The sequence below is a fragment of the Streptomyces sp. NPDC051109 genome, assembly GCF_044455885.1.
In the GTDB taxonomy this organism is placed as follows: Bacteria; Actinomycetota; Actinomycetes; order Streptomycetales; family Streptomycetaceae; genus Streptomyces.
Map to the genome: position 1 here is coordinate 250446 of NZ_JBITFF010000010.1, position 21710 is coordinate 272155.

Annotated in this window: 20 protein-coding genes and 2 pseudogenes; 10 read left to right on the top strand and 12 right to left on the bottom strand. The window is 72.4% G+C overall.

The features are described from left to right. Positions 1-54 precede the first annotated feature (54 nt). Complete coding sequence (locus ACIBAD_RS20700) at positions 55-837, top strand: DUF4239 domain-containing protein (RefSeq protein WP_134069875.1); 783 nt, start codon at positions 55-57, stop codon at positions 835-837. Between the two features lie 40 nt (positions 838-877). Here ACIBAD_RS20700 and ACIBAD_RS20705 read toward each other — a convergent pair whose 3' ends face one another. From ACIBAD_RS20705 to ACIBAD_RS20715, 3 genes are all read right to left on the bottom strand, one after another. Then, entirely contained in the window at positions 878-2065 is a 1188-nt protein-coding gene (locus ACIBAD_RS20705) for an MAB_1171c family putative transporter (protein WP_398907981.1), read from the bottom strand. Continuing rightward, on the bottom strand, positions 2062-2619 hold the full coding sequence (locus ACIBAD_RS20710; protein ID WP_119094920.1) for a toxin-antitoxin system, toxin component: 558 nt from the start codon (positions 2617-2619) through the stop codon (positions 2062-2064). Before ACIBAD_RS20710 ends, ACIBAD_RS20705 begins: the two co-directional genes overlap by 4 nt. A gap of 67 nt (positions 2620-2686) precedes the next feature. Next, on the bottom strand, positions 2687-3352 hold the full coding sequence (locus tag ACIBAD_RS20715) for a helix-turn-helix transcriptional regulator (RefSeq protein WP_030162198.1): 666 nt from the start codon (positions 3350-3352) through the stop codon (positions 2687-2689). Between the two features lie 336 nt (positions 3353-3688). On the opposite strand from ACIBAD_RS20715, the gene ACIBAD_RS20720 reads away from it, so the two are divergent. The 3 genes from ACIBAD_RS20720 to ACIBAD_RS20730 all read left to right on the top strand — a co-directional run bounded on the left by ACIBAD_RS20720 (position 3689) and on the right by ACIBAD_RS20730 (position 8166). Then, the gene (locus tag ACIBAD_RS20720) at positions 3689-4561 is read left to right on the top strand and encodes a helix-turn-helix domain-containing protein (RefSeq protein WP_134069871.1); all 873 of its coding nucleotides are present in this window, start codon (positions 3689-3691) and stop codon (positions 4559-4561) included. Between the two features lie 105 nt (positions 4562-4666). After that, positions 4667-6022, top strand: coding sequence for a 6-phospho-beta-glucosidase (locus ACIBAD_RS20725; RefSeq protein WP_398907982.1), 1356 nt, complete (start codon positions 4667-4669; stop codon positions 6020-6022). 47 nt (positions 6023-6069) lie between these two features. After that, positions 6070-8166 (top strand): MDR family MFS transporter, encoded by a 2097-nt coding sequence (locus ACIBAD_RS20730; protein ID WP_398907983.1) that lies wholly within the window; start codon positions 6070-6072, stop codon positions 8164-8166. A gap of 13 nt (positions 8167-8179) precedes the next feature. On the opposite strand, the gene ACIBAD_RS20735 is transcribed toward ACIBAD_RS20730, so the two are convergent. The 3 genes from ACIBAD_RS20735 to ACIBAD_RS20745 form a co-directional block, all read right to left on the bottom strand. Next, positions 8180-8440, bottom strand: a complete 261-nt coding sequence (locus ACIBAD_RS20735) for a hypothetical protein (protein ID WP_398907984.1) — start codon at positions 8438-8440, stop codon at positions 8180-8182. Then, on the bottom strand, positions 8427-8699 hold the full coding sequence (locus tag ACIBAD_RS20740; RefSeq protein ID WP_134069864.1) for a DUF6400 family protein: 273 nt from the start codon (positions 8697-8699) through the stop codon (positions 8427-8429). Before ACIBAD_RS20740 ends, ACIBAD_RS20735 begins: the two co-directional genes overlap by 14 nt. Positions 8700-8792: 93 nt before the next feature. After that, the gene (locus tag ACIBAD_RS20745; protein ID WP_134069862.1) at positions 8793-9278 is read right to left on the bottom strand and encodes an NUDIX domain-containing protein; all 486 of its coding nucleotides are present in this window, start codon (positions 9276-9278) and stop codon (positions 8793-8795) included. A 65-nt stretch (positions 9279-9343) separates the two neighbouring features. On the opposite strand from ACIBAD_RS20745, the gene ACIBAD_RS20750 reads away from it, so the two are divergent. Together ACIBAD_RS20750 and ACIBAD_RS20755 are read left to right on the top strand one after the other, a co-directional pair. Continuing rightward, positions 9344-10354: an NAD(P)/FAD-dependent oxidoreductase gene (locus tag ACIBAD_RS20750; RefSeq protein ID WP_398907985.1), complete on the top strand. Its 1011-nt coding sequence runs from the start codon at positions 9344-9346 to the stop codon at positions 10352-10354. A gap of 104 nt (positions 10355-10458) precedes the next feature. Further along, positions 10459-11886, top strand: a complete 1428-nt coding sequence (locus tag ACIBAD_RS20755; protein WP_398907986.1) for an NAD(P)/FAD-dependent oxidoreductase — start codon at positions 10459-10461, stop codon at positions 11884-11886. Here ACIBAD_RS20755 and ACIBAD_RS20760 read toward each other — a convergent pair. Continuing rightward, positions 11844-12917 (bottom strand): ATP-dependent DNA ligase, encoded by a 1074-nt coding sequence (locus tag ACIBAD_RS20760; RefSeq protein ID WP_134069856.1) that lies wholly within the window; start codon positions 12915-12917, stop codon positions 11844-11846. The two genes, ACIBAD_RS20755 and ACIBAD_RS20760, sit on opposite strands and share 43 nt — an antisense overlap. A gap of 75 nt (positions 12918-12992) precedes the next feature. Here ACIBAD_RS20760 and ligD point away from each other — a divergent pair, with 75 nt between their 5' ends. From ligD to ACIBAD_RS20775, 3 genes are all read left to right on the top strand, one after another. Then, positions 12993-14012 carry a non-homologous end-joining DNA ligase gene (gene ligD, locus ACIBAD_RS20765; RefSeq protein ID WP_398907987.1) on the top strand — a complete coding sequence of 340 codons (1020 nt, stop codon included), beginning with the start codon at positions 12993-12995 and terminating at the stop codon, positions 14010-14012. A 56-nt stretch (positions 14013-14068) separates the two neighbouring features. Further along, a complete protein-coding gene (locus ACIBAD_RS20770; RefSeq protein ID WP_398907988.1) occupies positions 14069-14863 on the top strand; it encodes a VOC family protein in 795 nt (264 codons plus the stop codon). A gap of 76 nt (positions 14864-14939) precedes the next feature. Continuing rightward, entirely contained in the window at positions 14940-15185 is a 246-nt protein-coding gene (locus tag ACIBAD_RS20775; RefSeq protein WP_398907989.1) for a WhiB family transcriptional regulator, read from the top strand. 99 nt (positions 15186-15284) lie between these two features. On the opposite strand, the gene ACIBAD_RS20780 is transcribed toward ACIBAD_RS20775, so the two are convergent. The 5 genes and pseudogenes from ACIBAD_RS20780 to ACIBAD_RS20800 form a co-directional block, all read right to left on the bottom strand. Further along, positions 15285-16256 carry an acyl-ACP desaturase gene (locus tag ACIBAD_RS20780; protein WP_134069850.1) on the bottom strand — a complete coding sequence of 324 codons (972 nt, stop codon included), beginning with the start codon at positions 16254-16256 and terminating at the stop codon, positions 15285-15287. Positions 16257-16480: 224 nt separating this feature from the next. Continuing rightward, a pseudogene (locus ACIBAD_RS20785) lies at positions 16481-17080 on the bottom strand (ATP-binding cassette domain-containing protein); the annotation flags it as partial. Between the two features lie 441 nt (positions 17081-17521). Beyond that, a pseudogene (locus ACIBAD_RS20790) lies at positions 17522-18121 on the bottom strand (ATP-binding cassette domain-containing protein); the annotation flags it as partial. 219 nt (positions 18122-18340) lie between these two features. Further along, positions 18341-18757, bottom strand: a complete 417-nt coding sequence (locus ACIBAD_RS20795) for an SsgA family sporulation/cell division regulator (protein ID WP_398907990.1) — start codon at positions 18755-18757, stop codon at positions 18341-18343. A 178-nt stretch (positions 18758-18935) separates the two neighbouring features. Beyond that, positions 18936-19352 carry a (4Fe-4S)-binding protein gene (locus tag ACIBAD_RS20800; RefSeq protein WP_398907991.1) on the bottom strand — a complete coding sequence of 139 codons (417 nt, stop codon included), beginning with the start codon at positions 19350-19352 and terminating at the stop codon, positions 18936-18938. 74 nt (positions 19353-19426) lie between these two features. Between ACIBAD_RS20800 and ACIBAD_RS20805 the strand changes: the two genes are divergently transcribed. Then, positions 19427-20515: a WD40/YVTN/BNR-like repeat-containing protein gene (locus ACIBAD_RS20805; protein ID WP_398907992.1), complete on the top strand. Its 1089-nt coding sequence runs from the start codon at positions 19427-19429 to the stop codon at positions 20513-20515. Positions 20516-21710 lie beyond the last annotated feature (1195 nt).

Genomic DNA, 21710 nt, shown 5'->3' on the forward strand with positions numbered 1-21710 from the left:
GCCCGCCGACCCACCGATGCACCGACCCACCGATCCACCAACGGGAGAACCCTCGTGTCCGAATGGCTGGTCCTGGCCGTCGCCATGGCGCTCGTCTGCGCCCTCGTCCTCGCCTGCACCGCGCTCCGGCACCGCCGGGTCGCGGAGGACGAGGACACCAGCGAAACCCCCGACGTCATCGAGTACATGACGATGATGGTGGGCGTGGTCTACGCGATCGTGCTCGGCCTGGCCATCGCCGGCGTCTGGGAGGCGCGCGGCGCCGCCGAGGACAGCGTGCGCCGCGAGGCGCAGTCGCTGTACGAGGTCACCCAGCGCGCCGACGTCTACCCGACCCCCGTCCGCGACCGGATCCGCGGCGAGGTCGACGCGTACGTCTCCCACACCGTCGCCGTGGACTGGCCGCTGCTCACCTCCGGCCAGGGCGCCTCCTCCCAGGGCGCCGAACTGCTCGGCAAGCTGCGCACCGACGTGACCCACCAGAGCCCGGCGAACGAGCTCCAGGCGCAGGCCTACCAGCCGCTGCTCGACCACATCGCCGCCGCCGACGACGCCCGGCACTCGCGCATGCAGGCCGACGAGTCCACCCTGCCGAGCGTGGTGTGGTTCGGGCTGCTGGTCGGCGGAGTGGTCACGGTGGGGCTGATCTTCACCCTGCAGATCCGCAGGTCGGGGCGGGAGCTGCTGCTGGCGGGGCTGTTCAGCGCACTGATCGTGTTCCTGCTGTTCATGGTGTGGAGCTTCGACGCACCCTACGGCCGGGACGGAATCGATTCCGCGGGCCCGTTCCAGGACCTGTTCCCGAAGGTGGCGCTGGCCGCCACTGCCCAGCGCTGACCTCCTGAGGCGGTCGGCGGGGCGCGGGCGGGCCGCAGGTTCAGGCCGGTCCGCGCCCCGACAGCGCCACCTGCCGCCGTACGGCCGCCACCACGGGCGAATGCCGCAGCGCGTGCGAGATCCGTACGAGGTCGCGCGGCCCCCCGAGGGTGTCGAGGACGCTCTCGTCGCTCGCCCCGATGACCGCACCCTCGGGATCCGCCGAGCGGGCCTGGACGGCGGCCGCGACCATCGCCGCGTCGGCGACCGCGCGCGCCGTCTCCTCCTGCGCCCCCTCCGCCAGGGCCCGCGCGTACGCGTCCTCGCGGCGGCCGGGGTCGAAGTACGGCCCGAGGTGCAGGAATCCGTCGTGGATGTCCGACTCGCGCTGGATCACCCGCAGTTCCGCCGGGGCCCACCAGGACATCTGGACGCAGGGCGTGCCGCTCGGAGCGCCGATCTGCACCTCGTGCCAGAGCGCGCCCAGGCGCCGGTACGTCGTCCAGGTCTGCCAGCTGTCGGACAGGCGCTGGCACAGCAGGGGCAGGACGAAGCCGATCGCGCTGATGAGGGCACCGACGGAGGCGAGCGGCGGGGCGATGTAGGTGCTCAGGTCGTCGAGGTCGTGGCCGGCCCAGCGGGCGACGACCGCGGAGATCTTGGTGGCGTCGTAGCTGAGGTTGAAGACGTAGCCCGAGACGATGATCATCAGGCCGATCCGCAGCCAGCCGTGCACCTGGAGGGACCAGCGCCAGCACATGGCCACCATCACGACGGCCGCCACCAGGTGCGCCGTCAGGTAGAGGGCGATCATCTGCTGGATGTACGGCGTGTTGGCGTAGTACGTGTCGAAGTCGCGCAGCCGCTCGACCGGGGCGTCGCCGAGCGAGAAGAGCACCACCAGTACCACGACGACCCCGCCGTAGCCGGTCATCCAGCGGCGCGAGATGCGCAGGGTCTCCTCGGGGGGCCCGCCGCGCCAGTTCACGATCAGCACCAGGCAGGCGGCGCTGAAGAGGGTGATCAGGCAGTAGACGAGCGGGGCGGAGAAGTTGGTGATGCCGGTCCACCCGTTGACCGCTTCGATGGTGGGCGGGGCGGCGAAGGTGAACACCGACCCGGCCAGGACCAGCAGGGCGCAGACCGACCGCAGGAGCGGGTCGCGCCAGTTGTGCCGTAGTGCCGGCAGCTTGAAGGCGAGTGAGACCGCCAGGGCGGCTGCCGGTATGTAGTAGTCCTGGCCGTTCAACGGTCGTTCCTGTGCCCCCGGTATCCGAGCGAGGCCTCGATGCGGCCCGCCAACTGATCACGCTGTGCGGGCGCCCGATGGCTCGCGGACCCGGCGAGCCAGGTCCGGCACCGGCTGCCCAGCAGTAAACCGAACGTCTCCGCCTCGGTCTCCTCCGAGACGTCGGCGCGCGTGCGCGCGGCGACGCTCCGGACGGTCTCGCCGAGATCGGCCCCGTCGGACAGCAGCCTGGCGGCGACGGCGGCTCCGTCGACGTGGTGGCTGCAGTGGCCGGCCTTCATGTGCCACAGCTCGTGGCCCAGGATGACCAGCTGGTGGTCGGGTGCGGTGCGTTCCTCGATGACCACCAGATCGCGGTCCGCCATGTCGAGCCACAGGCCGCTGGCCGTCCCCGGCGGGAACGAGGCCATCCGGAAGTCCACCCGGCGGCCGCGGTGTCTGCTCATGCCCTCGCAGAGGGCGGCGTAGAGGTCCACGGGTTCCACGGGCGCGGTCAGCCGGAGTCCGGCCACCAGTTCGCCGCACAACCGGCGCTGCTCTCTGCCTATGCTCACCGTTCTCCCCGTCGGCGCGGATCCGGATCAGGACTCAAGGATCAGACCCAGACTCTCGACCGGGTCATCATTCATTCGGTTTGACGCTTTCGAGAAGCATGTCCAGCCACTCGGTCACCTTGTCCCGGTGTTTGTCGCTGGGCAGTTGGGCCGCGCGCCAGGCGATGCCGCGGACACCGTGGTTCTGCAGGAGTCTTGCCAGCGGATCGCCGGTCGAAGCAGCCGGGGCGGGTACGGTTTCGCGCGTGCGGCCCGCGTAGTCCTGGAGCAGCTGCTGTTCGGTCCGCTGGAGGGCGTCGGTGAGGGCCTCGGCGTCGTGCGCGGTGAGGAAGCCGGCGTGGACGCCGAAGAAGCGCTGGATCGCGTCGCAGTGCTCCATGGTGGGCCGGCGGTCGCCGTTGATCAGGGCGCCCGCCTGCTGGCGCGACATGCCGGCGCCGTCCGCGATCTCCTGCTGCGTGTAGCGGCGTCCGTTCGGCTTCAGCCGGGTACGCCGGAGCAGGTCGAGGCGCTGGAGGAAGCGGGTCTGCAGGCAGGGCTCGACGGCGGGCCGGCCGTCGAGCAGGGATCTGACCACGTCGGCGGGCACGCCGGAGGCCTCGGAGAGGCGGCGCAGGTCGAAGACCTTGTTCAGGTCGTGGCCCATCTTGCCCGCGAGTTCGGCGACGCGCGTGACGGTGGCTGCCAGGGGCGCGTTGGCCACTGCGACGGGAGCCGGGAAGCCGTCTGTCACCAGTGGTTCTCCTAGATCGCGGCGGGGTCGGTACGGGCACATGGTCGGCTTTTGGAATCTAGCCGAGGAGCCGCCGCAGGGCCAGAACTTGCCACAGCTGTGGCGGGAATGAGCTGTCAAGAGGCTGGAATTGCCACGATAGTTGACACTCGAATGAAGTCGGTAGCAGGATCGCCAGAGGAAATTGAAGATCCAGACCGTGAAGAGGGGGAGCTCTCGGTGCCACATCTCGCAGCGGTGGGCCCGTCCGATGGGCTTGCCCGAGTCGGTGAGGAGCGCCTTGCGGGCGAAGAGTCCGCACGCGGCGCAGTGCGGTCGGAGCGACGCAAGGAGATTTTGCGCCAGCGGCGCGAGGAACTGGGCCTGAGCCAGGAGGACCTCGCCGCCCGACTGCGCATCAGCGTCCGCGCCTACGGCAACTGGGAACGCGGCCTGGTCAAGGAATGGACCGACCGCAAACTGCTCGCCCTGGCCGAGGCCTTGGAGATGAGCGAACGGCAGTGCTTCTGGCTCTTCCGCGTCATGGTCGACCGGGACCCGCCGCCGACCTGGCGGGCGGCCGAGGAGAGCCGGCTGCCCCAGGACCCCGCCCAGCGCGACTACCTGTGCGACTACGCGGCGCTCATGGAGGCGGTGCCGTACCCGAGCTTCCTGGTGGACCACCGCTGGGACGTGGCGCTCACCAACTCGGCGTTCGACAAGCTCTTCCAGTCGGTGCGCCCGCATCCGACGGCCCTGCCGGACGACAACTTCCTGCGCTTCGTGCTGTTCCACCCGGACGCCGCGGCCGTGCTGGAGGACCACGAACCGGCCTGGTGCGTACCGCTGCTGGCCCAGTTCGCCGGCGCGCTCGCCGCGGCCCCGGAGGACGAGGGCCTGAGCAGCATCCGCCAGGAGGTGGCCCGCGATCCGTTCATGGAGGCGGCCTACCGCTACGGGGTGCCGCACTGGCTGAGCACCCACGGGGCGGATGCCGCCGAGCGCGACGGGGCCGTGCGCACAGTCCGCCACTGGGACCCGCGCTGGGGGCACGTGCGCTGCCGGATGGTGGCCGAATCCAGCCGGATGCTCGACGGGATGGGCCTCACCCGGATCACCATGATCCTGTCGGCTCCGCAGGGTGCCGCGACTGATCCGGTCCGGGGCGGCGCGACCGCCCCGCTCCACCAGGGGCCCCGGCTGCGCGCCGTGCCCTCGCTGGACGACTAGCCTCCGCGGGGGACACTGGAGGCCTCCAGCAGGGTCGATCACGTGTCGCGGATCGGATGCCACGGATCGTGGCACCGATCGTGGCACGGCGAAGGGCGGTAGGGCGTGCGGCTGACCATCCTCGGCGGGGGCGGATTCCGGGTTCCGCTCGTCTACGGGGCACTCCTCGGCGACCACGCCGAGGGCCGGGTGTCCCAGGTGACGCTGTACGACGAAGACCCCGCCCGGCTCCGCGCCATGGCCCGGGTGCTCGCGGACCAGGCGGCCGCCTCCGGGGCGCCCGACGCCCCGGCCGTCACCGCCACCGGGGACCTCGACGAGGCCCTGCGAGGGGCCGACTTCGTCTTCTCCGCCATCCGCGTCGGCGGCCTCGAAGGGCGCGCCGCCGATGAGCGGGTCGCGCTGGCCGAGGGCGTACTGGGCCAGGAGACCGTCGGCGCGGGTGGGATCGCGTACGGCCTGCGGACGGTGCCGGTCGCCCGGGAGATCGCCCGCAGGGTGGCCCGTATCGCCCCCGAGGCCTGGGTCATCAACTTCACCAACCCGGCCGGGCTGGTCACCGAGGCCATGGCGGAGGCGCTCGGCGATCGGGTGATCGGGATCTGCGATTCCCCGGTGGGGCTGGGCCGGCGCCTGGCCCGGCTGCTCGGCGCCCGCCCCGAGGAGGCCTGGATCGACTACGTCGGCCTCAACCACCTGGGCTGGGTCCGCGGGCTGCGCATCGGCGGCCGCGACGAACTGCCGCGGCTGCTGGCCGACACCGAGGCGCTGGAGTCCTTCGAGGAGGGCCGGCTGTTCGGGGCCGAGTGGCTGCGCTCGCTCGGCGCGGTCCCGAACGAGTACCTGCACTACTACTACTTCAACCGTGACACCGTGCGGGCGTACACGGAGGCCAAGCAGACCCGCGGGGCGTTCCTGCGCGACCAGCAGCGCGGGTTCTACGCCGAGGCCGGCCGGGCCGGCCAGGCGGCAGGAGCGGCGCTGGCCGCCTGGGACCGGACCCGGGCCGAGCGGGAGGCCACGTACATGGCCGAGAACCGCGAGGCGGCGGGCCTGGGCGAGCGCGACGAGAGCGATCTGGAGTCCGGCGGGTACGAGAAGGTGGCACTCGCGCTGATGAGGGCCATCGCGCGGGACGAGCGGGCCACGCTGATCCTCAACGTGCCGGGCCGAGGCGTGCTGTCCGTGCTCGACGCGCAGGCGGTCATCGAGGTGCCGTGCCTGGTCGACGCGAACGGCGCGCACCCGGTGGCCGTGGACCCGCTGCCGCTGCACGCGGTGGGCCTGGTGACCTCCGTCAAGGCGGTCGAGCGGGAGGTGCTCGCGGCCGCCGGGAGCGGCTCCCGGGCGGACGCCGTCAAGGCCTTCGCGCTGCACCCGCTGGTGGACTCGGTCGGAGTGGCCCGGCGGCTGCTGGACGCGTACGCGGCCGAGCACCCGGGCCTGGCCTACCTGCGCTGATCCCGCGCCGGCCGGGCCGCGGGGACCGCCCGTACGGCCCAGTGCGCATGCGGCGGGGCAGGGGCGCTGTGAGAGTGCGAGATGTGACCACTGCCCCCGCCGAAGCCGCGGCGCCTCCCGTGCCCGACCGGCGGCGGCGCAACATCATCTTCGGCACGATCATGCTGGGGGTGCTGCTCGCGGCCCTGGACCAGACGATCGTCGGCACCGCGCTGCCCACGATCGTGGCGGATCTCGGCGGCGGGCAGCACATGTCGTGGGTGGTGACCTCGTACCTGCTCGCGGAGACCGTCGCGACGGTGCTCGTGGGCAAGTTCGGTGACCTCTTCGGCCGGAAACTGATCTTCCAGATCTCGGCGGTCGTCTTCATCACCGGCTCGTTCCTGTGCGGCCTGGCGGGCAACATGTCCCTGCTCATCCTGTGGCGGGGCGTCCAGGGCATCGGCGCCGGCGGCCTCATGGTCACCTCCATGGCCCTGATCGCCGACGTGGTCCCGCTGCGCGAACGCGGCAAGTACCAGGGCGCGATCGGTGCCGTCTTCGGGGTCGCGACCGTCATCGGACCGCTGCTCGGCGGACTGTTCACCGACCACCTCAGCTGGCGCTGGGCGTTCTACGTGAACGTGCCGATCGCGATCCTGGTGGTGGTCGCGGCGGCCCGCACGATCCCCTCGGTCCGCGCCGCCGGGGGGACCCGCATCGACTACCTGGGCATCGCCCTGGTCGCGGTGGGCGCCAGCGCCCTGATCCTGGCCACCAGTTGGGGCGGCAACGAGTACGCCTGGGGCTCCGCGGCGATCATCGGGCTGTTCGTGCTCGGCGCGCTGGCCCTGGCCCTGTTCTGCCTGGTCGAGACCCGGGCGGCGGAGCCGATGCTCCCGATGCGGCTCTTCGGGAACCCGGTCTTCACGGTCTGCTCGGTGCTCAGCTTCGTGGTCGGCTTCGCCATGCTCGGCGCGATGACCTTCCTGCCGACGTACCTGCAGTTCGTGGACGGGGATTCGGCCACGGTCTCGGGCGTACGGACCCTGCCGCTGGTGATCGGCCTGCTGATCGCGTCCGTCTTCAGCGGGAACGTGACCGGCAAGACCGGGCGGTACCGGATCTTCCCCATCGCCGGCTGCCTGGTGATGGGAGCCGGCCTGTACCTGCTGTCGCGGATGGGCCCGGGGACCGGCGCCTGGCTGGAATCGCTGTACATGTTCGTGCTCGGCGCCGGGATCGGCCTGTGCATGCAGGTCCTGACGATCGCCGTGCAGAACACCGTGGACTACGCCGACCTCGGCACCGCCACATCTGGTGTCACGTTCTTCCGTACGCTCGGCAGCGCTTTCGGCACCGCCGTGTTCGGGACCATCTACGCCAACACCCTCGCCCCCGAACTGGAGAAGGCCGTCGCGCAGGCCGCGCGGGCCACCGGGGCCGATCCGGCGCAGCTGGCGGAGGCGGCCCAGAGCCCCCAGGGGGTGCACGGGCTCGACGCGGCGGCGGCCGCCCCCGTCATCGAGGCGTATGCGCAGGCGCTGCACACGGTGTTCCTGTGGACCGTGCCGGTGGCCGGGTTCGGCTTCGTCGTCGCACTCTTCCTCAAGCAGGTCCGGCTGCGCGACAGCGCCCGCGCGGCGTCGACGGACATGGGCGACGGCTTCGCCTCACCCGTCACGGCCTCCGGCGATTCGGCCAAACTGCTGGAGCTGGCGGTCGGCAAACTCGTACGCAACATGGGGCCGGAGACGGCGCGGACGATCGTGAACGGCTCGGACACCCGGCTGGACATCGCGGGTGCCTGGGCGGTGATGCAAGTGGAGATCATGACCCGTACGGTCGGCCACGCGAGCCTCGGGCTCATCGCCTCGCGCCGCGCCCTGCCGCCGGAGGTCCTGCTGCCGGTCTTCGACCGGATGGACCAGGAGGGGTACCTGACACGTGAGGGCGCCTTCTTCACGCTCACGCCGGCGGGGCAGCGGGAGGCGGCGACCCTCTCGAAGGCGTGGGGGGACTGGCTCGGAGACCAACTGGAGAAGGACCGGGGCCGCCCGCGGAGCGAGGAACTCCGGGCAGCGGCCGACGCGATCGCGAAGCGGCTGCTCGTGGAGGACCTGAGCGAGGGCTACTTCGCGCAGAAGGCCCCGGTGGGGGTGTGACCCGCGACCGCGGTCAGAGGCCGGCCGACCGGCCGCCGGGGATGCGGCTCCACAGGGAGCGCGTGGCGCCGAAGCCGCTCTCGTGCACCCAGACGTGGGTGCAGGACGGGCACTGCAGGTGCAGCAGGCTGCCGGTGTTGGTGAGCAGGTAGCGCCAGTGCGCGGAGCACGTGCGCTGCTGCTCGCACGGCTCACACCCGCGGGCGTCGTCGCAGCTCGGGCAGGCCACCCAGGCGCGTCGCCCGGGGTCCGCCTGCGGGTCAAGCGGCAGCATGGCCGTCCCCGCGCGGGGCGAGCACGCCGGCGGCGACCAGGCCGTCGTAGATGCGCTGCTGCTCGGCGTCGAGGCCGGAGTACAGCAGGTCGTACGCCGCCTCCTCACCGCGCAGTACCTCGATCGGGTCCCAGTCGGGGCCGAGGGCGGCCATGACCTGGGCCCGCCGGAGGACCTCCTGCGCGGTGAGGTCGACGGTGAAGTCGACCGGCTCGGGGGTGCCCGGTTCGGTGGGGGGCGTGGGGTGGTGTGGGGCCATGCTTCAGAACTTAGGTATGCCTTCCTTTCCGTGGCAAGAGGGGGTGGGAGATGTCACAGCGGGCCGGCGGCCCGCCGACGCCCGCCCGCGGCCCTACGCGGCCGGGTAGTCGTACGAGGGGACGGGAGGCAGGGTCGGCGCGAGCTCGGGGCGCCAGGCGCGCAGGACCGTCACCGAGGGCGCGTAGAGGGCCTCCGGGATGCCGTCCGGGGCGAACCACTGCCAGCGCAGTATCTTGTGCGGCTCGGTGACCTTGGGGGTGCCCCGGGCGGCGCCGGTGACGGCGCCCGCGGTCAGGCGGGTCGTCCCCGCCTCGGGGGAGAGCTGGACGATCAGGATCCGGATGTCCCCGGGGGCCGCCCGCAGATCCGTCTCCTCGGCCAGTTCGCGGGCGGCGGCCTGCTCGAAGCTCTCCCCGGGGTCGACCTTCCCGCCGGGCAGCTCCCAGCGGCCGTCGTGCGCCTGGCCGAGGAGCACGCGCCCGGCGGCGTCGGTCACGACGAGGCCGACACCGACGACGGCGTTGGGCCGGGGGACGGCCCGTGCCGGGCGTTCGGGCTGGTCGTTCGCTGTGGTCATCGTTCCATTTGCCGGTTCGGCAACAGCGTTTGTCAAGCGGGTGGGCGGCCCGCACCCTCGGCGGTATGGACAACGCAAGGCACAACACGCTGGCGGGCTCCTTCGACGTGGTGGTCGTGGGCGGCGGGACCGCCGGGCTCGCCGGGGCGCTGACCCTGGCCCGGGCCCGCCGTTCCCTGCTGGTGCTCGACTCCGACAGCCCCCGCAACGCCCCCGCCGCCCATCTGCACGGCTACCTGGGCCGGGACGGGGCGAGTCCGGCGGAGCTGCTGGCCGTGGGACGGGCCGAGGTCACCGGGTACGGGGGCGAGATCCGCTCCGGGGCGGCCGGTACCGCGCTCGCCGCCGACCGGCTGCCCGGCGGAGGCTTCCTCGTCCGGTGCGCCGACGGGTCGGCGGTCCGGGCCGGCCGGCTGCTGATCGCCACGGGGCTGGTGGACGAGCTGCCGGAGCTGCCCGGGCTGCGGCAGCGCTGGGGCCGGGACGTGCTGCACTGCCCGTACTGCCACGGCTGGGAGGTCCGCGACGAGCCGGTGGCGGTGTTGGCCACCGGCCCTATCGCCGTGCAGCAGGCGCAGACGTGGCGGAACTGGACCGACCGCGTGACCTTGCTGACCCACACCTGGCGGCTCGCCGCCGAGGACCGGGAGCTGCTGTCCGCTCTCGGTGTCGCGGTGGCGGAGGGTGAGGTCACCGCCCTCGACATCGCCGGCGACCGGCTGGCCGGGGTGTCCCTGGCCGGTGGCGCGGCCGTGGCGTGCACGGCGCTCGTGGTGGCCCCTGGGTTCACCGCCCGCGCCGGGGTGGCGGCCAGCCTCGGGCTGCCCGTCGCCACCGTGGAGCGGGCCGGGGCGGCGATCGGCACCTGCCTGGAGGCCGATCCGGTGAGCGGGGCCACCGCGCTGCGCGGGGTCTGGGCCGCCGGGAACGTGGCCGGCCCCATGGAGCAGCTGGCCGGCGCGGCCGCGGCCGGGGTCCGCGCGGCCGTGGCGATCAACACCGACCTGATCGAGGAGGAGGGCCGGCGGGCCCTCGAAGCCCACCGCGCAGCCGACCGGAGCGCGGGAGGGGAGTAGCCCGTCGGACAGGTGTACGGGTTTCGGCCAGGGCGGGTCCGTGCAGGCTCTGAGCGGTCTGATCTTCGTACCGTTCATCGGCTCAGAGGCTCGGGGGGCGCGCAATGGCACACGTGCTGGTCATCGGCGGAGGTGTCGGAGGGCTGGCGACCGCGCTGCTCGCGGCCCGGTACGGACACACCGCCGAACTGTTCGAGCGCGATACGCGCGCACCCGGTGCCGCCCTCGACCGGGACTTCTTCGGCTGGCACCGCCCCGGCGTCCCGCAGGCCGCGCAGCCGCACGCCCTGCTCGGCGCGGCCCGTACCGTCCTGCGGCAGGAACTGCCCGACGTCCACGCGGAGATGCTGCGGCTCGGCGCCCGCGAGCGGAACGAGCTGGACTGGTTCGACGTACGCCCGCCGGAGCGGCCCGGCGACGAGGACCTGGTGATGCTCCAGGCCCGGCGCATCGTGCTGGAGAGCGCTCTGGCCACCGCGCTGCGCGCGGAGCCGGGGGCCGTCATGCACCACGGGGAGCCGGTGACCGGCCTGCTGGCCGAGCCGAGGGGCTCCGCCGTACGGGTGCGGGGCGTGACCACGCAGGCCGGTGCGTACGCGGGGGACCTCGTCGTGGACGCGGGCGGGCGGCGCGGCGGCGTCGAGCGGCTGCTGCCCGCGGCGGGCTGCCGGCCGGCGGTCGTGGAACGGCACCGCACGGGACTGGCGTACTTCTGCCGCTGGTACCGGCTGCCCGAGGGGATGGAGGAGGGGCCGCGCCGGCCCTGGGCGGTGACCGGCGGCGCCTTCGCCGGGTGCGCCGTCTTCCCGGCCGACAACCGGGTGTTCGCCGTGACCCTGTTCGTCCACACGCGGGACACCACCCGCTCCGCGCTGCGCGATCCCTGCGTGTTCGAGGCCGCCGCGCGGGCCTTTCCGCCCGGTGCGGCCTGGCTGGAGCTGGGCGCCGAGCCGCTGTCGGGCGTACTGGCCACGGCGAGCCTGGACAACCGGTGGAGCGCGCTGGTCGACGAGCGGGGGCCGGTGGCGACCGGACTGGTGCCGATCGGGGACGCGATCGCGCACACCAACCCGACGCTGGGACAGGGCACCTCGCTGGCGCTGTGGGCCGCGTGCCGGGTGGCCCGTACGGCGCACCAGGACGCGGGATCGGTGCGGTTCGCCGCCGCGTACCACGCGTGGGCCCTGCGGACCCTGAAGCCGTGGTTCGACTTCCAGGTGGTGGCCGACGCGGCCATCGGCGAGCGGTTCGCGACGCGGGCCGGGCGGCGGACCGAGTCGGCGCGCGCGGTGGCCGCGCTGTTCGAGTGCGCACTGGACGACCCCGAGGTGATGCGGGCCCGGGCGCGGGTGCGGCACCTGGCCGCGCTGCCGGAGCGGGCGTACGCGGACCCGGAGGTCCGGGCCCGGGTGGCGCGCTGGCTGGCGGCCCGGCCCGGGTACGCGCCGCACGTGGCGGGACCGGACCGGGAGGAATGGGAGAGGCTGGTCTACGACCCTGCGGTCGGGCCGAGGACATCGGCGAGGTCGTAGCCGACGACCTCTTCGAGCTGGGCGTACGTACAGCTCCGCGGTTCGCGGTCGGGCCGCCAGCGGCGGAACCGGGCCGTGTGCCGGAAGCGGTCGCCCTCCATGTGGTCGTACGCGACCTCGCAGACGCGCTCGGGGCGCAGCGGTACCCAGGAGAGGTCCTTCTTGCCGGTCCAGCGGCTCTGCGCGCCGGGCAGCCGGGCGCTCTCGTGCGCGGACTCCTCGGCCCAGGCGGCCCAGGGGTGCCCGGTGGTGTCGTCCATCCGCAGCGGCGCGAGCTCGTCCACCAGCTCGGCGCGGCGCTTCATCGGGAAGGCGGCGCAGACCCCCACGTGCTGGAGGGCGCCGTGGGCGTCGTGCAGGCCCAGGAGCAGCGATCCGACGATCGGACCGCTCTTGTGGAAACGGAATCCCGCGATGACGACGTCGGCCGTACGCTCGTGCTTGATCTTGAACATGAGACGGGCATCGGGCCGGTAGGGGAGATCGAGCGGTTTGGCGACCACCCCGTCGAGCCCGGCGCCCTCGAACCGCTCGAACCACTCCTGCGCGAGCGCGGGGTCGGTGGTGGCGGGCGCGAGGTGGACGGGGGGCCGGGCAGTGGACAGGGCGTCGGTGAGGGCGTTGCGGCGGTCGGCGAGCGGGGTGTCGAGGAGCCCCTCGTCGCCGAGCGCGAGCAGATCGAAGGCGACGAAGCTGGCGGGGGTCGTCCGCGCCAGCATGTCGACACGGGACTGCGCGGGATGGATCCGCTCGGTCAGCCGGTCGAAGTCCAGCCGCCCGCCGTGGACGATGACGATCTCGCCGTCCACCACGCAGCGGGCCGGCAGGTTGTCCTTCAGCGCGGTCACCAGCTCGGGAAAGTACCGGGTCAGGGTCTTGCCGGTGCGGCTGCCGATCTCCAGCTCGTCGCCGTCGCGGTGCACGATGGCCCGGAAGCCGTCCCATTTGGCCTCGTACTGCATGCCCGGCGGGATCTTGGCCACCGACTTGGCGAGCATCGGCTTCACGGGCGGCATCACGGGCAGATCCATGTCTTAGATTCTGCGGTGGTACGTCCCCGCCCGCCCGGTATGCGCACCGGGCGGGGGCCGCCTACCGTGGCGCACATGGGTGCATCCGGGAATGCCATCGAGCTGGACGCGGGCGGGCGGAAGGTGCGCCTGTCCAGCCCGGACAAGGTCTACTTCCCCGAGCGGGGCCTGACGAAGCTGGACGTGGCGCGGTACTACCTCTCGGTGGCCGAGGGGATCACGCGCGCCCTGCGCAACCGGCCCACCACCTTGGAGCGCTACCCCGAAGGAGTGGAAGGCGAGTCCTTCTTCCAGAAGCGCGCCCCGAAGAACCTGCCCGACTGGATCCCGACCGCCCACATCGAGTTCCCCAGCGGGCGGACGGCCGACGAGATCTGCCCGACCGAGCCGGCCGCCGTGCTGTGGGCCGCCAATCTGGGCTGCCTCACCTTCCACCCCTGGCCGGTGCGGCGCGAGGACACCGACCGGCCCGACGAACTGCGCATCGACCTGGACCCGCAGCCGGGCACCGACTACCACCATGCGGTGATCTGCGCCCACGAACTGCGCGACGTACTGGAGGACCTGGGCCTGCGCGGCTGGCCCAAGACCTCCGGCGGGCGAGGCCTGCACGTCTTCGTCCCGATCGAGCCGCGCTGGACCTTCACCGAGGTCCGGCGCTGCGCGATCGCGATCGGCCGCGAGCTGGAACAGCGGATGCCCGGCAAGGTCACCACGGCATGGTGGAAGGAGGAGCGCGGCGAGCGGATCTTCGTGGACTACAACCAGACCGCCCGCGACCGCACGATCGCCTCCGCGTACTCCGTACGACCGCGCCCGCACGCCCCCGTCTCGGCCCCGCTGCGCTGGGACGAGGTCGACTCGGCCGAGCCCCGCGACTTCGACATCACCACGATGCCGGCGCGCTACGCCGAACTCGGCGACGTGCACGCGGACATGGACGACCACGCCTTCACCCTGGACGCGGCCCTGGAACTGGCCGAGCGCCACGAACACGACCACGGCCTGGGCGACATGCCCTACCCGCCGGACTATCCGAAGATGCCGGGCGAACCGAAGCGCGTCCAGCCGAGCCGGGCGAAGAACGAGGACTGAGCGCCCTGTCAGCGGCGGATGCCGTGCTCGCAGGGAGGACGGAAGGAGTACGGGTCATGCTCACCACGGACTACAAGGACGGCTCGCCGAACTGGGTCGACCTCGGCACGCCAGACCTCGACGGCGCCGCCGGGTTCTACACGGGACTGTTCGGCTGGGACTACCGGCCGGGCGGAGAGGAAGCCGGCGGATACGCGATGTTCCAGCTCGACGGCAAGACGGTGGCCGGCGGCATGGCCGTCGCGCCGCAGGAGGTCCGGTCGGCCTGGACGCTGTACTTCCAGAGCTCCGACGCGGACGCCACGGCGGCCGCCGTGGTGAAGGCGGGCGGCACGGTGGCGGTCGAGCCCAGGGACGTCATGGGCCTCGGCCGGATGGCGATCTTCGCCGACCCGGCGGGGGTCACGTTCTCGGTCTGGCAGCCGGGCAGGATCGAAGGCCTCGGCGCGGTGACCGACATCGGCACCCTGTGCTGGGCCGAGCTGTACACGCCCGACGTGCCGGCGGCCGCGGCCTTCTACGGCTCGGTGTTCGGGTGGGAGATCAGCGAGATGCCCTTCGAGGGCGGCTCGTACACCGTGGTCAAGGCGGCGGGCACGTCCGACGAGGCCGCCTTCGGCGGCCTGGTCCCGATCGGCACCGACCCGGTGGAGGACGCCGAACGCCCCTATTGGACCCCGTACTTCGAGGTCGCCGACTGCGATGTGACGGCGGCCAGGGCGGAGGAGTCGGGCGGCAAGGTCCGGCTGTCGCCGGTGTTCATGGAGGGCGTCGGCCGCTTCGCCAAGCTGGCGGACCCCTACGGCGCGCGGTTCGCGGTGATCGCCAGCGCTCCGGCGGCCGGGTCGTGAGCCGCGCGGCCGGGAGCGAAGCGGTGTTGATCAGGCGTTGATCGGACGTCCATCGGCGCCGATGAGTATCTCCGGCATGTCGATGAACACCGCCACCACCACCGCAGCACCCGCCTGGTACGACCTCGCCCTCTGCGCCCAGACGGGCCCGGGCTTCTTCTTCCCGGAGCCCGGCTCGCCCCTGCGGGACGCGAAGCGGCTGTGCGGGGCGTGCGAGGGCCGCGCGGCATGCCTGGAGTACGCCCTGGCCAACGACGAGCGGTTCGGCGTCTGGGGCGGCCTCTCGGAGTCGGAGCGCCTCGCCCTGCGACCGCGCGGCTGACCGGGCCCGCCGCCGCCGGTCGACCCGACCACCCCGGAAAACGCGAAACCCTGGCAGGGCGGGGGCCATGCCAGGGTTTCGAGGCGTCGTACGGAGCGGTCAGGCCTTGCGGGCCGCGATGCGCGCCGCACGGGCGGCCAGGCGCTCGTCGAACTTGCGGGCCTCGGAGTCCAGGCCGTTCATGAAGAGCCCGAGCTCCTCCTGGGCCTTCCGGCCCTCCGGGCCGAGACCGTCGATGTCCATGATCTTCAGGAAGCGGATCACCGGGCTCAGTACGTCGTCGTGGTGGATCCGCAGGTTGTACACCCCGCCGATCGCCATCTGCGCGGCCATCCGCTCGAAGCCGGGCATGCCGTGTCCGGGCATCCGGAAGTTGACCACGACGTCCCGCACGGCCTGCATCGTCAGGTCCGGGGCGAGCTCGAAGGCCGCGCCCAGCAGGTTGCGGTAGAAGACCATGTGCAGGTTCTCGTCCTGCGCGATGCGGGCCAGCATCCGGTCGCAGACCGGGTCACCGGACTGGTGGCCGGTGTTGCGGTGCGAGATGCGGGTCGCGAGCTCCTGGAAGGCCACGTACGCCACCGAGTGCAGCATCGAATGCCGGTTGTCGGACTCGAAGCCCTCCGACATGTGCTGCATGCGGAACGCTTCCAGCTTGTCCGGGTCCACGGCGCGCGAGGCCAGCAGGTAGTCGCGCATCACGATGCCGTGGCGGCCCTCCTCGGCCGTCCAGCGGTGCACCCAGGTGCCCCAGGCGCCGTTGCGGCCGAAGAGCGTGGCGATCTCGTGGTGGTAGCTGGGGAGGTTGTCCTCGGTCAGCAGGTTCACGACCAGCGCGATCTTGCCGATGTCGGTGACCTTGGACTGCTCCGGGTCCCAGGCCTCGCCGTCCTCGAAGAAGCCCGGGAAGTTCCGGCCGTCGCTCCACGGGACGTACTCGTGGGGCATCCAGTCCTTGGTGACCTTCAGGTGGCGGTTGAGTTCCTTCTCGACCACCTCTTCCAGCGCGTACAGCAGCTTGGCGTCGGTCCACGCCTCCGAGCTGCCGAGGTGGGGAGAGGTGATTGTCACGGGTGCTCCTGAGGACAAAGCGAAATACCTACGGTTCCGTAGCCTACGAATCCGTAGGTTAAGCGGAGCGTGAGGACCAGCCAAGCCCCAGGCGTTCATATGACCGGTTACATCCCGTTATCTGCGCAGTTTGAGCGCGCGCGAAAAGGGCCCGGCAGAGCGAAAGTCGCCCCGGCAGGTGGCCCGCGACACCCGCCTTGACGGCGGGCGTCGCGGTTGCGGACTCACTCGTCCCAGAGCGTCTCGCGCACCTCCTCGGCCGTGGTCGGCCTCAGCTCGCCGTCGAGCAGCAGCCAGCGGGTGATCCCGATCGACTCCAGGAACGGCACGTCGTGGCTGGCCACCAGCAGCGCGCCCTCGTACGACCCCAGCGCGTCCGTGAGCTGCCGCACGCTCGCCAGGTCCAGGTTGTTCGTCGGCTCGTCCAGCATCAGCAGCTGCGGAGCCGGCTCCGCCAGCAGCAGCGCCGCCAGCGCCGCCCGGAACCGCTCGCCGCCCGACAGGGTGCCGGCCGGCCGGTCCGCCCGGGCGCCCCGGAACAGGAAGTGCGCGAGCCGCGCCCGGATCAGGTTGTTCGAGGCCTGCGGGGCGAACCGGGCCACGTTCTCCACCACCGACCGGCTCTCGTCGAGCACGTCCAGCCGCTGCGGCAGGAACCGCATCGGCACGTGCGTGGTCACCTCACCCGCCTCCGGGGCGAGCGTCCCCGCGATCGTGCGCAGCAGGGTCGTCTTGCCCGCGCCGTTGCGGCCCACCAGCGCGATCCGCTCCGGACCGCGCAGCTCCCACTCGCCCGCGGCCCGGGCCCCGTGCGCCAGGTGCACCTCGCTCAGGGTCAGGACCCGGCGCCCTGGCGGGACCTGGGTGGCCGGCAGCTCGATCCGGATCTCGTCGTCGTCCCGGACCGCCTCCGCCGCCTGGTCCAGCCGCTCCTTCGCCTGCGCCAGCTTCTCGGTGTGCAGGATGCGGTGCTTGCCGGCCGACTCCTGCGCCGCGCGCTTGCGGGCGCCCATGACGATCTTCGGCTCGCGCTTCGAGTCGTACATCTTCTGGCCGTACCGCTTGCGCCGCGCCAACTTGAGGTGGGCTTCGGACAGTTCCCGCTTCTGCCGCTGTACGTCGGCCTCCGCGGCGCGGACCATCCGCTCGGCCGCGTCCTGCTCGGCGGCGAGCTGCTCCTCGTACGCCGTGAAGTTCCCCCCGTACCAGCGGACTTCGCCGTCGTGCAGGTCGGCGATCTGGTCGACCCGCTCCAGCAGCTCCCGGTCGTGGCTGACCAGGAGCAGCACTCCGGACCAGGACTCGACCGCCGCGTACAGGCGGCGCCGGGCCCGCAGGTCCAGGTTGTTCGTCGGCTCGTCCAGCAGCAGGACGTCGGGGCGGGCGAGCAGCAGCGCGGCCAGGCGCAGCAACACGCACTCGCCGCCCGACAGTTCACCGACCGTGCGGTCCAGGCCGATCCGGGCGAGTCCGAGCTGGTCGAGGGCGGCCACGGCCCGCTCCTCGACGTCCCAGTCGTCGCCGACCGCGGCGAAGTTCGCCTCCGTGGCCTCGCCCGCCTCGATGGCGTGCAGGGCGGTGCGGATGGTGCGGATGCCGAGCGCCTCGTCCACGCGCAGGCCGGTGTCGAGGGTGACGCCCTGCGGGAGGTACCCGATGGTGCCGGCCACGGACAACTGGCCGTCGGACGGGGTCAGTTCACCGGCTACGAGTTTCAGCAGGGTGGACTTCCCGCAGCCGTTGAGCCCGATGAGGCCGGTACGGCCGGGGCCGACGGCCAGCTGGAAGTCGTCGAAGACGGGAGTGCCGTCGGGCCAGTCGAAGGACAGGGCGGAGCAGGTGATGAATGCAGGGGTATGGCTCATGGAGGCCTCCAGGTTGCGTGAGTGGTGCGTGCAACGCGGGGAGACAGCCGACGGTGGGATCCGGTGGGGATCGGTGGGATCGGTGGGATCGGTCGGTGTCTCGGACCTCAGAAGAGCAATGTCCTGCTCCGTTTCGACGGCAGTGGGGCGTCGATGAAGCTACGGGCGGCCGGAGCCGCCCGCAAACGAATAAACGGCGGGAGGGGGCGGGGCCGGGTCTCAGCGCGGGTCGCGCATCAGCTCGGCCAGGCTGTGGTCCATGTCGAGGTACAGGTGCTCCAGCCCCGGCGGCACGATCGCCGCGGCCCGCTCCAGGAACCGGTGCAGCTCGGCCGTCAGCATCAGCACGATCGCCACGCCCTCGGGTGCGTGGAACTCGATCGTGGTCCGGCCGATGTCGTACGGCCGCACCCGCACGTCGCCGCACCCCGTCGGGCGGTCCAGCCCCGATTCGAGCAGCTCGCGGGCGAACGTCCACGAAACCTCGACGCCTTCCAGGGTGGCGGGAGCGGGGAAGGCCATGCGCACGGCGAAGGGATCGGCACGGTCGTAGCAGAGCGTGACGGGTACGGTCTCGACCTTCGGGGCGGTGGCGACCAGACGGGCCTGCACGGCCTGCTCGATAACAGTGATCAAGGCTCGCTCCCTTGCGGCGGATCTGCTGCCGGGCGTGGGGTGAAGCCCGGCAACCGGATAGACGCCGGAATCGGCAAATCCGTGCATGCGAACTGACGTGAGCTGTGTCACCGATTGGCTGGAACGCGTCTGTTCGATCGCGCACAGTAATCGGACGGGGGGTGCGGGTGAAGGGGCCTCAGTCGCTCCCGCACGTCCCGGAGTGGTCGCAGAACGGCTGGTTCCCGCTCACTCCACAGGCGCAAAGCATCGCCCTGGTCTCCCGTCGGATCTTCCCCTCCGGGGTCGTCACGCGCAGATCGCCCCGCATCACGAGCTGGCCGGCGGGCGACCGCACGACCGTGGTCGGCCGGTCCGGCTCCTCGGCCGGCCCCTCGTCGGCGAGCCGGTACTGGAGCGCACCCGAGGGGCACCGGCGGATCACCTCGGCGACCCGCTCCGGCTCCGCGCCGTCCGGCTGTACCCACGGACGCTTGGCCGAGTCGAACACCTCGGGGAGGCCGCGCACGCATTCGGCGGCGTGCAGGCACCGCCCGGTGTCGTAGGTGACGGAGATGCGCTTGCCGTCGTAGGCCTTGGGTTCCTTGGATGGCATGGCCTCAGCGTAGGAACGCGACGGCACCGACGCACCCTGGACGCAGAATCCGGTGTGCATTAGCTTCCGGCGCCATGAGACTTCTTGGAGTTGGCATGTGCGCGGCGGCTCTGGCGGTGGGCCTGCTCGCCGCCCCGGCACACGCGGAGGACTTGGGCGGCGCGCAGGGGTTACGGCAGGGACGCGCGGGCTGGGCGCTGAAGGACACCGGCAAGGACGCCCGGTTCCGCGGGCTGGCGGCGGTCAGCCGCTCCACGGCCTGGGTGGCCGGCTCCAAGGGCACGGTGCTGCGGACGGTGGACGGCGGCCGCAGCTGGCGTGACGTCTCACCGCCGGGCGCGGTCGCCGAGGGCCTGGAACTGCGCGACATCGAGGCCTTCGACGCGCGACGCGCGGTGGCCCTGTCCATCGGGGAGGGCGAGGCGTCGCGGGTGCTGCGCACCGAGGACGGCGGCGCCACCTGGACCGAGGCCTTCCGCAACCCCGACCCGCGGGCCTTCTACGACTGCCTCACCTTCTTCGACTCCCGCCACGGGCTGGCCATGAGCGACCCGGTGGACGGCAAGTTCCGGATCCTGTCGACGGACGACGGCGGCCGCAACTGGGCGGTCCTGCCGAGTACGGGCATGCCGGACGCCCTGCCCGGCGAGGCGGGCTTCGCGGCCAGCGGCCAGTGCCTGGTGACCGCGGGGTCCCGCGACGTCTGGCTGGCCACGGGCGGCGCCGCGGTCGCCCGGATCCTGCATTCGCAGGACCGCGGCCGCACCTGGAGGGTCGCCGAGTCGGGCATCCCCGCGGGCGACCCGGCCAGGGGCGTCTTCGCCCTGGCCTTCCGCGACCGTACGACGGGCCTCGCGGTCGGCGGCGACTACCGCACCGGCGAGGCCTCGCCGCAGGCGGCCGCGGTATCGGCGGACGCGGGCCGCACCTGGCGCCCGGCTTCGACCCCGCCCCCCGCCTACCGCTCGGGCGCCGCCTGGCTCCCGCACCTGCGCACCGCGGCCCTGGCGGTGGGCCCGACGGGCACGGACGTGACGACGGACGGGGGCAGGACGTGGCGCCCCCTGACCCCGGGCTCGTTCGACACGGTCGACTGCGCGGCCGACGGCGGCTGCTGGGCAGCGGGCGAGAAGGGGCGCGTGGGGAGGCTGGAGGGGGCTTGAGGGGGGTTGAGGGGGGCTGCGTACGGGCTGACCGTTTGATCGGGCTGACCGGGGCTGATCGGGGCTTCGGGGGTCGGGACTCTTCGGTGCGGGGTCGGTGGTGTGTCCGGGGTTTCCCGGCAGTCCACTGTCCTTCCGTGTCGGTCCGGGCCGTCAAGGGCGCTCCCTGCGGTCGCGTCGCTTCGCGATGGCCTTCGGCCACCCTTGGCTGCCCGGCCCGCCCCGGAATGCCATAAGACTGCCGGGAAGCCCCGAAGGAACGGTCAGGGGGACAGTTGCGCATTCAGCTCCCTCAGGGATGCCGCTCTCCCGTTCCCGTTCAGCCGCACCCAGCCCCATCAGGACCGATCAGCGATCGGGGGCGCTGGGGCGCGCCCGATCGCTACGCGCTCCGCACGGTTTGGCGTCCGGCGACCGCCTGTGGCCGGACATAAGCCGCCCACGACCGGCACAGAGACCCCTCGACCTGCGACAGCAGACCATTTGCCCCTTTTTGGACGTCAATCGAGACCCATCAAGGCCCTTGGCGGAGTGGAAGGTTGAGAAATCCAGCACCAGGCTCCCTCTCACCCCCTTTCCGCCCCCAAGAGCCCCAACAAGCCCCAACAGGCCCCACAGGGAGTCCAAATAGTCCGCAGACAGCCCGCAGACAGTCCGCAGGCGCCCGAGGGTTCGCCATGGATGTCGTCTGGCGTCCTCCACGGCCCGCAGACGCCCGAGGGCTCGCCCACGGACGTCGTCTGGCGCCCGCCACCGGCCTGCAGACGCCCGAGGGGCCGCCCATGGACGTCGTTGGCGCCCTCCACCAGCCCGCAGATGCCCGAGGGTTCGCCATGGATGTCGTCTGGCGTCCTCCACGGCCCGCAGGCGCCCGAGGGCTCGCCCACGGATGTCGTCTGGCGCCCGCCACCGGCCTGCGGACGCCCGAGGGGCCGCCCGTGGACGTCGTTGGCGCCCTCCACCAGCCCGCAGATGCCCGAGGGTTCGCCCATGGATGTCGTCTGGCGTCCTCCACGGCCCGCAGGCGCCCGAGGGCTCGCCCACGGACGTCGTCTCACACCCTTCACGGCCTGCAGACGCCCGAGGGTTCGCCCATGGACGTCGTCCGACAGCCCCCACGGCCTGCAGACGCTGGCAGGCCGCTGACCTGCTGCGCGTGGGCGGCCTATGTCCAGCCCCAGGCGGTCGCCGGACG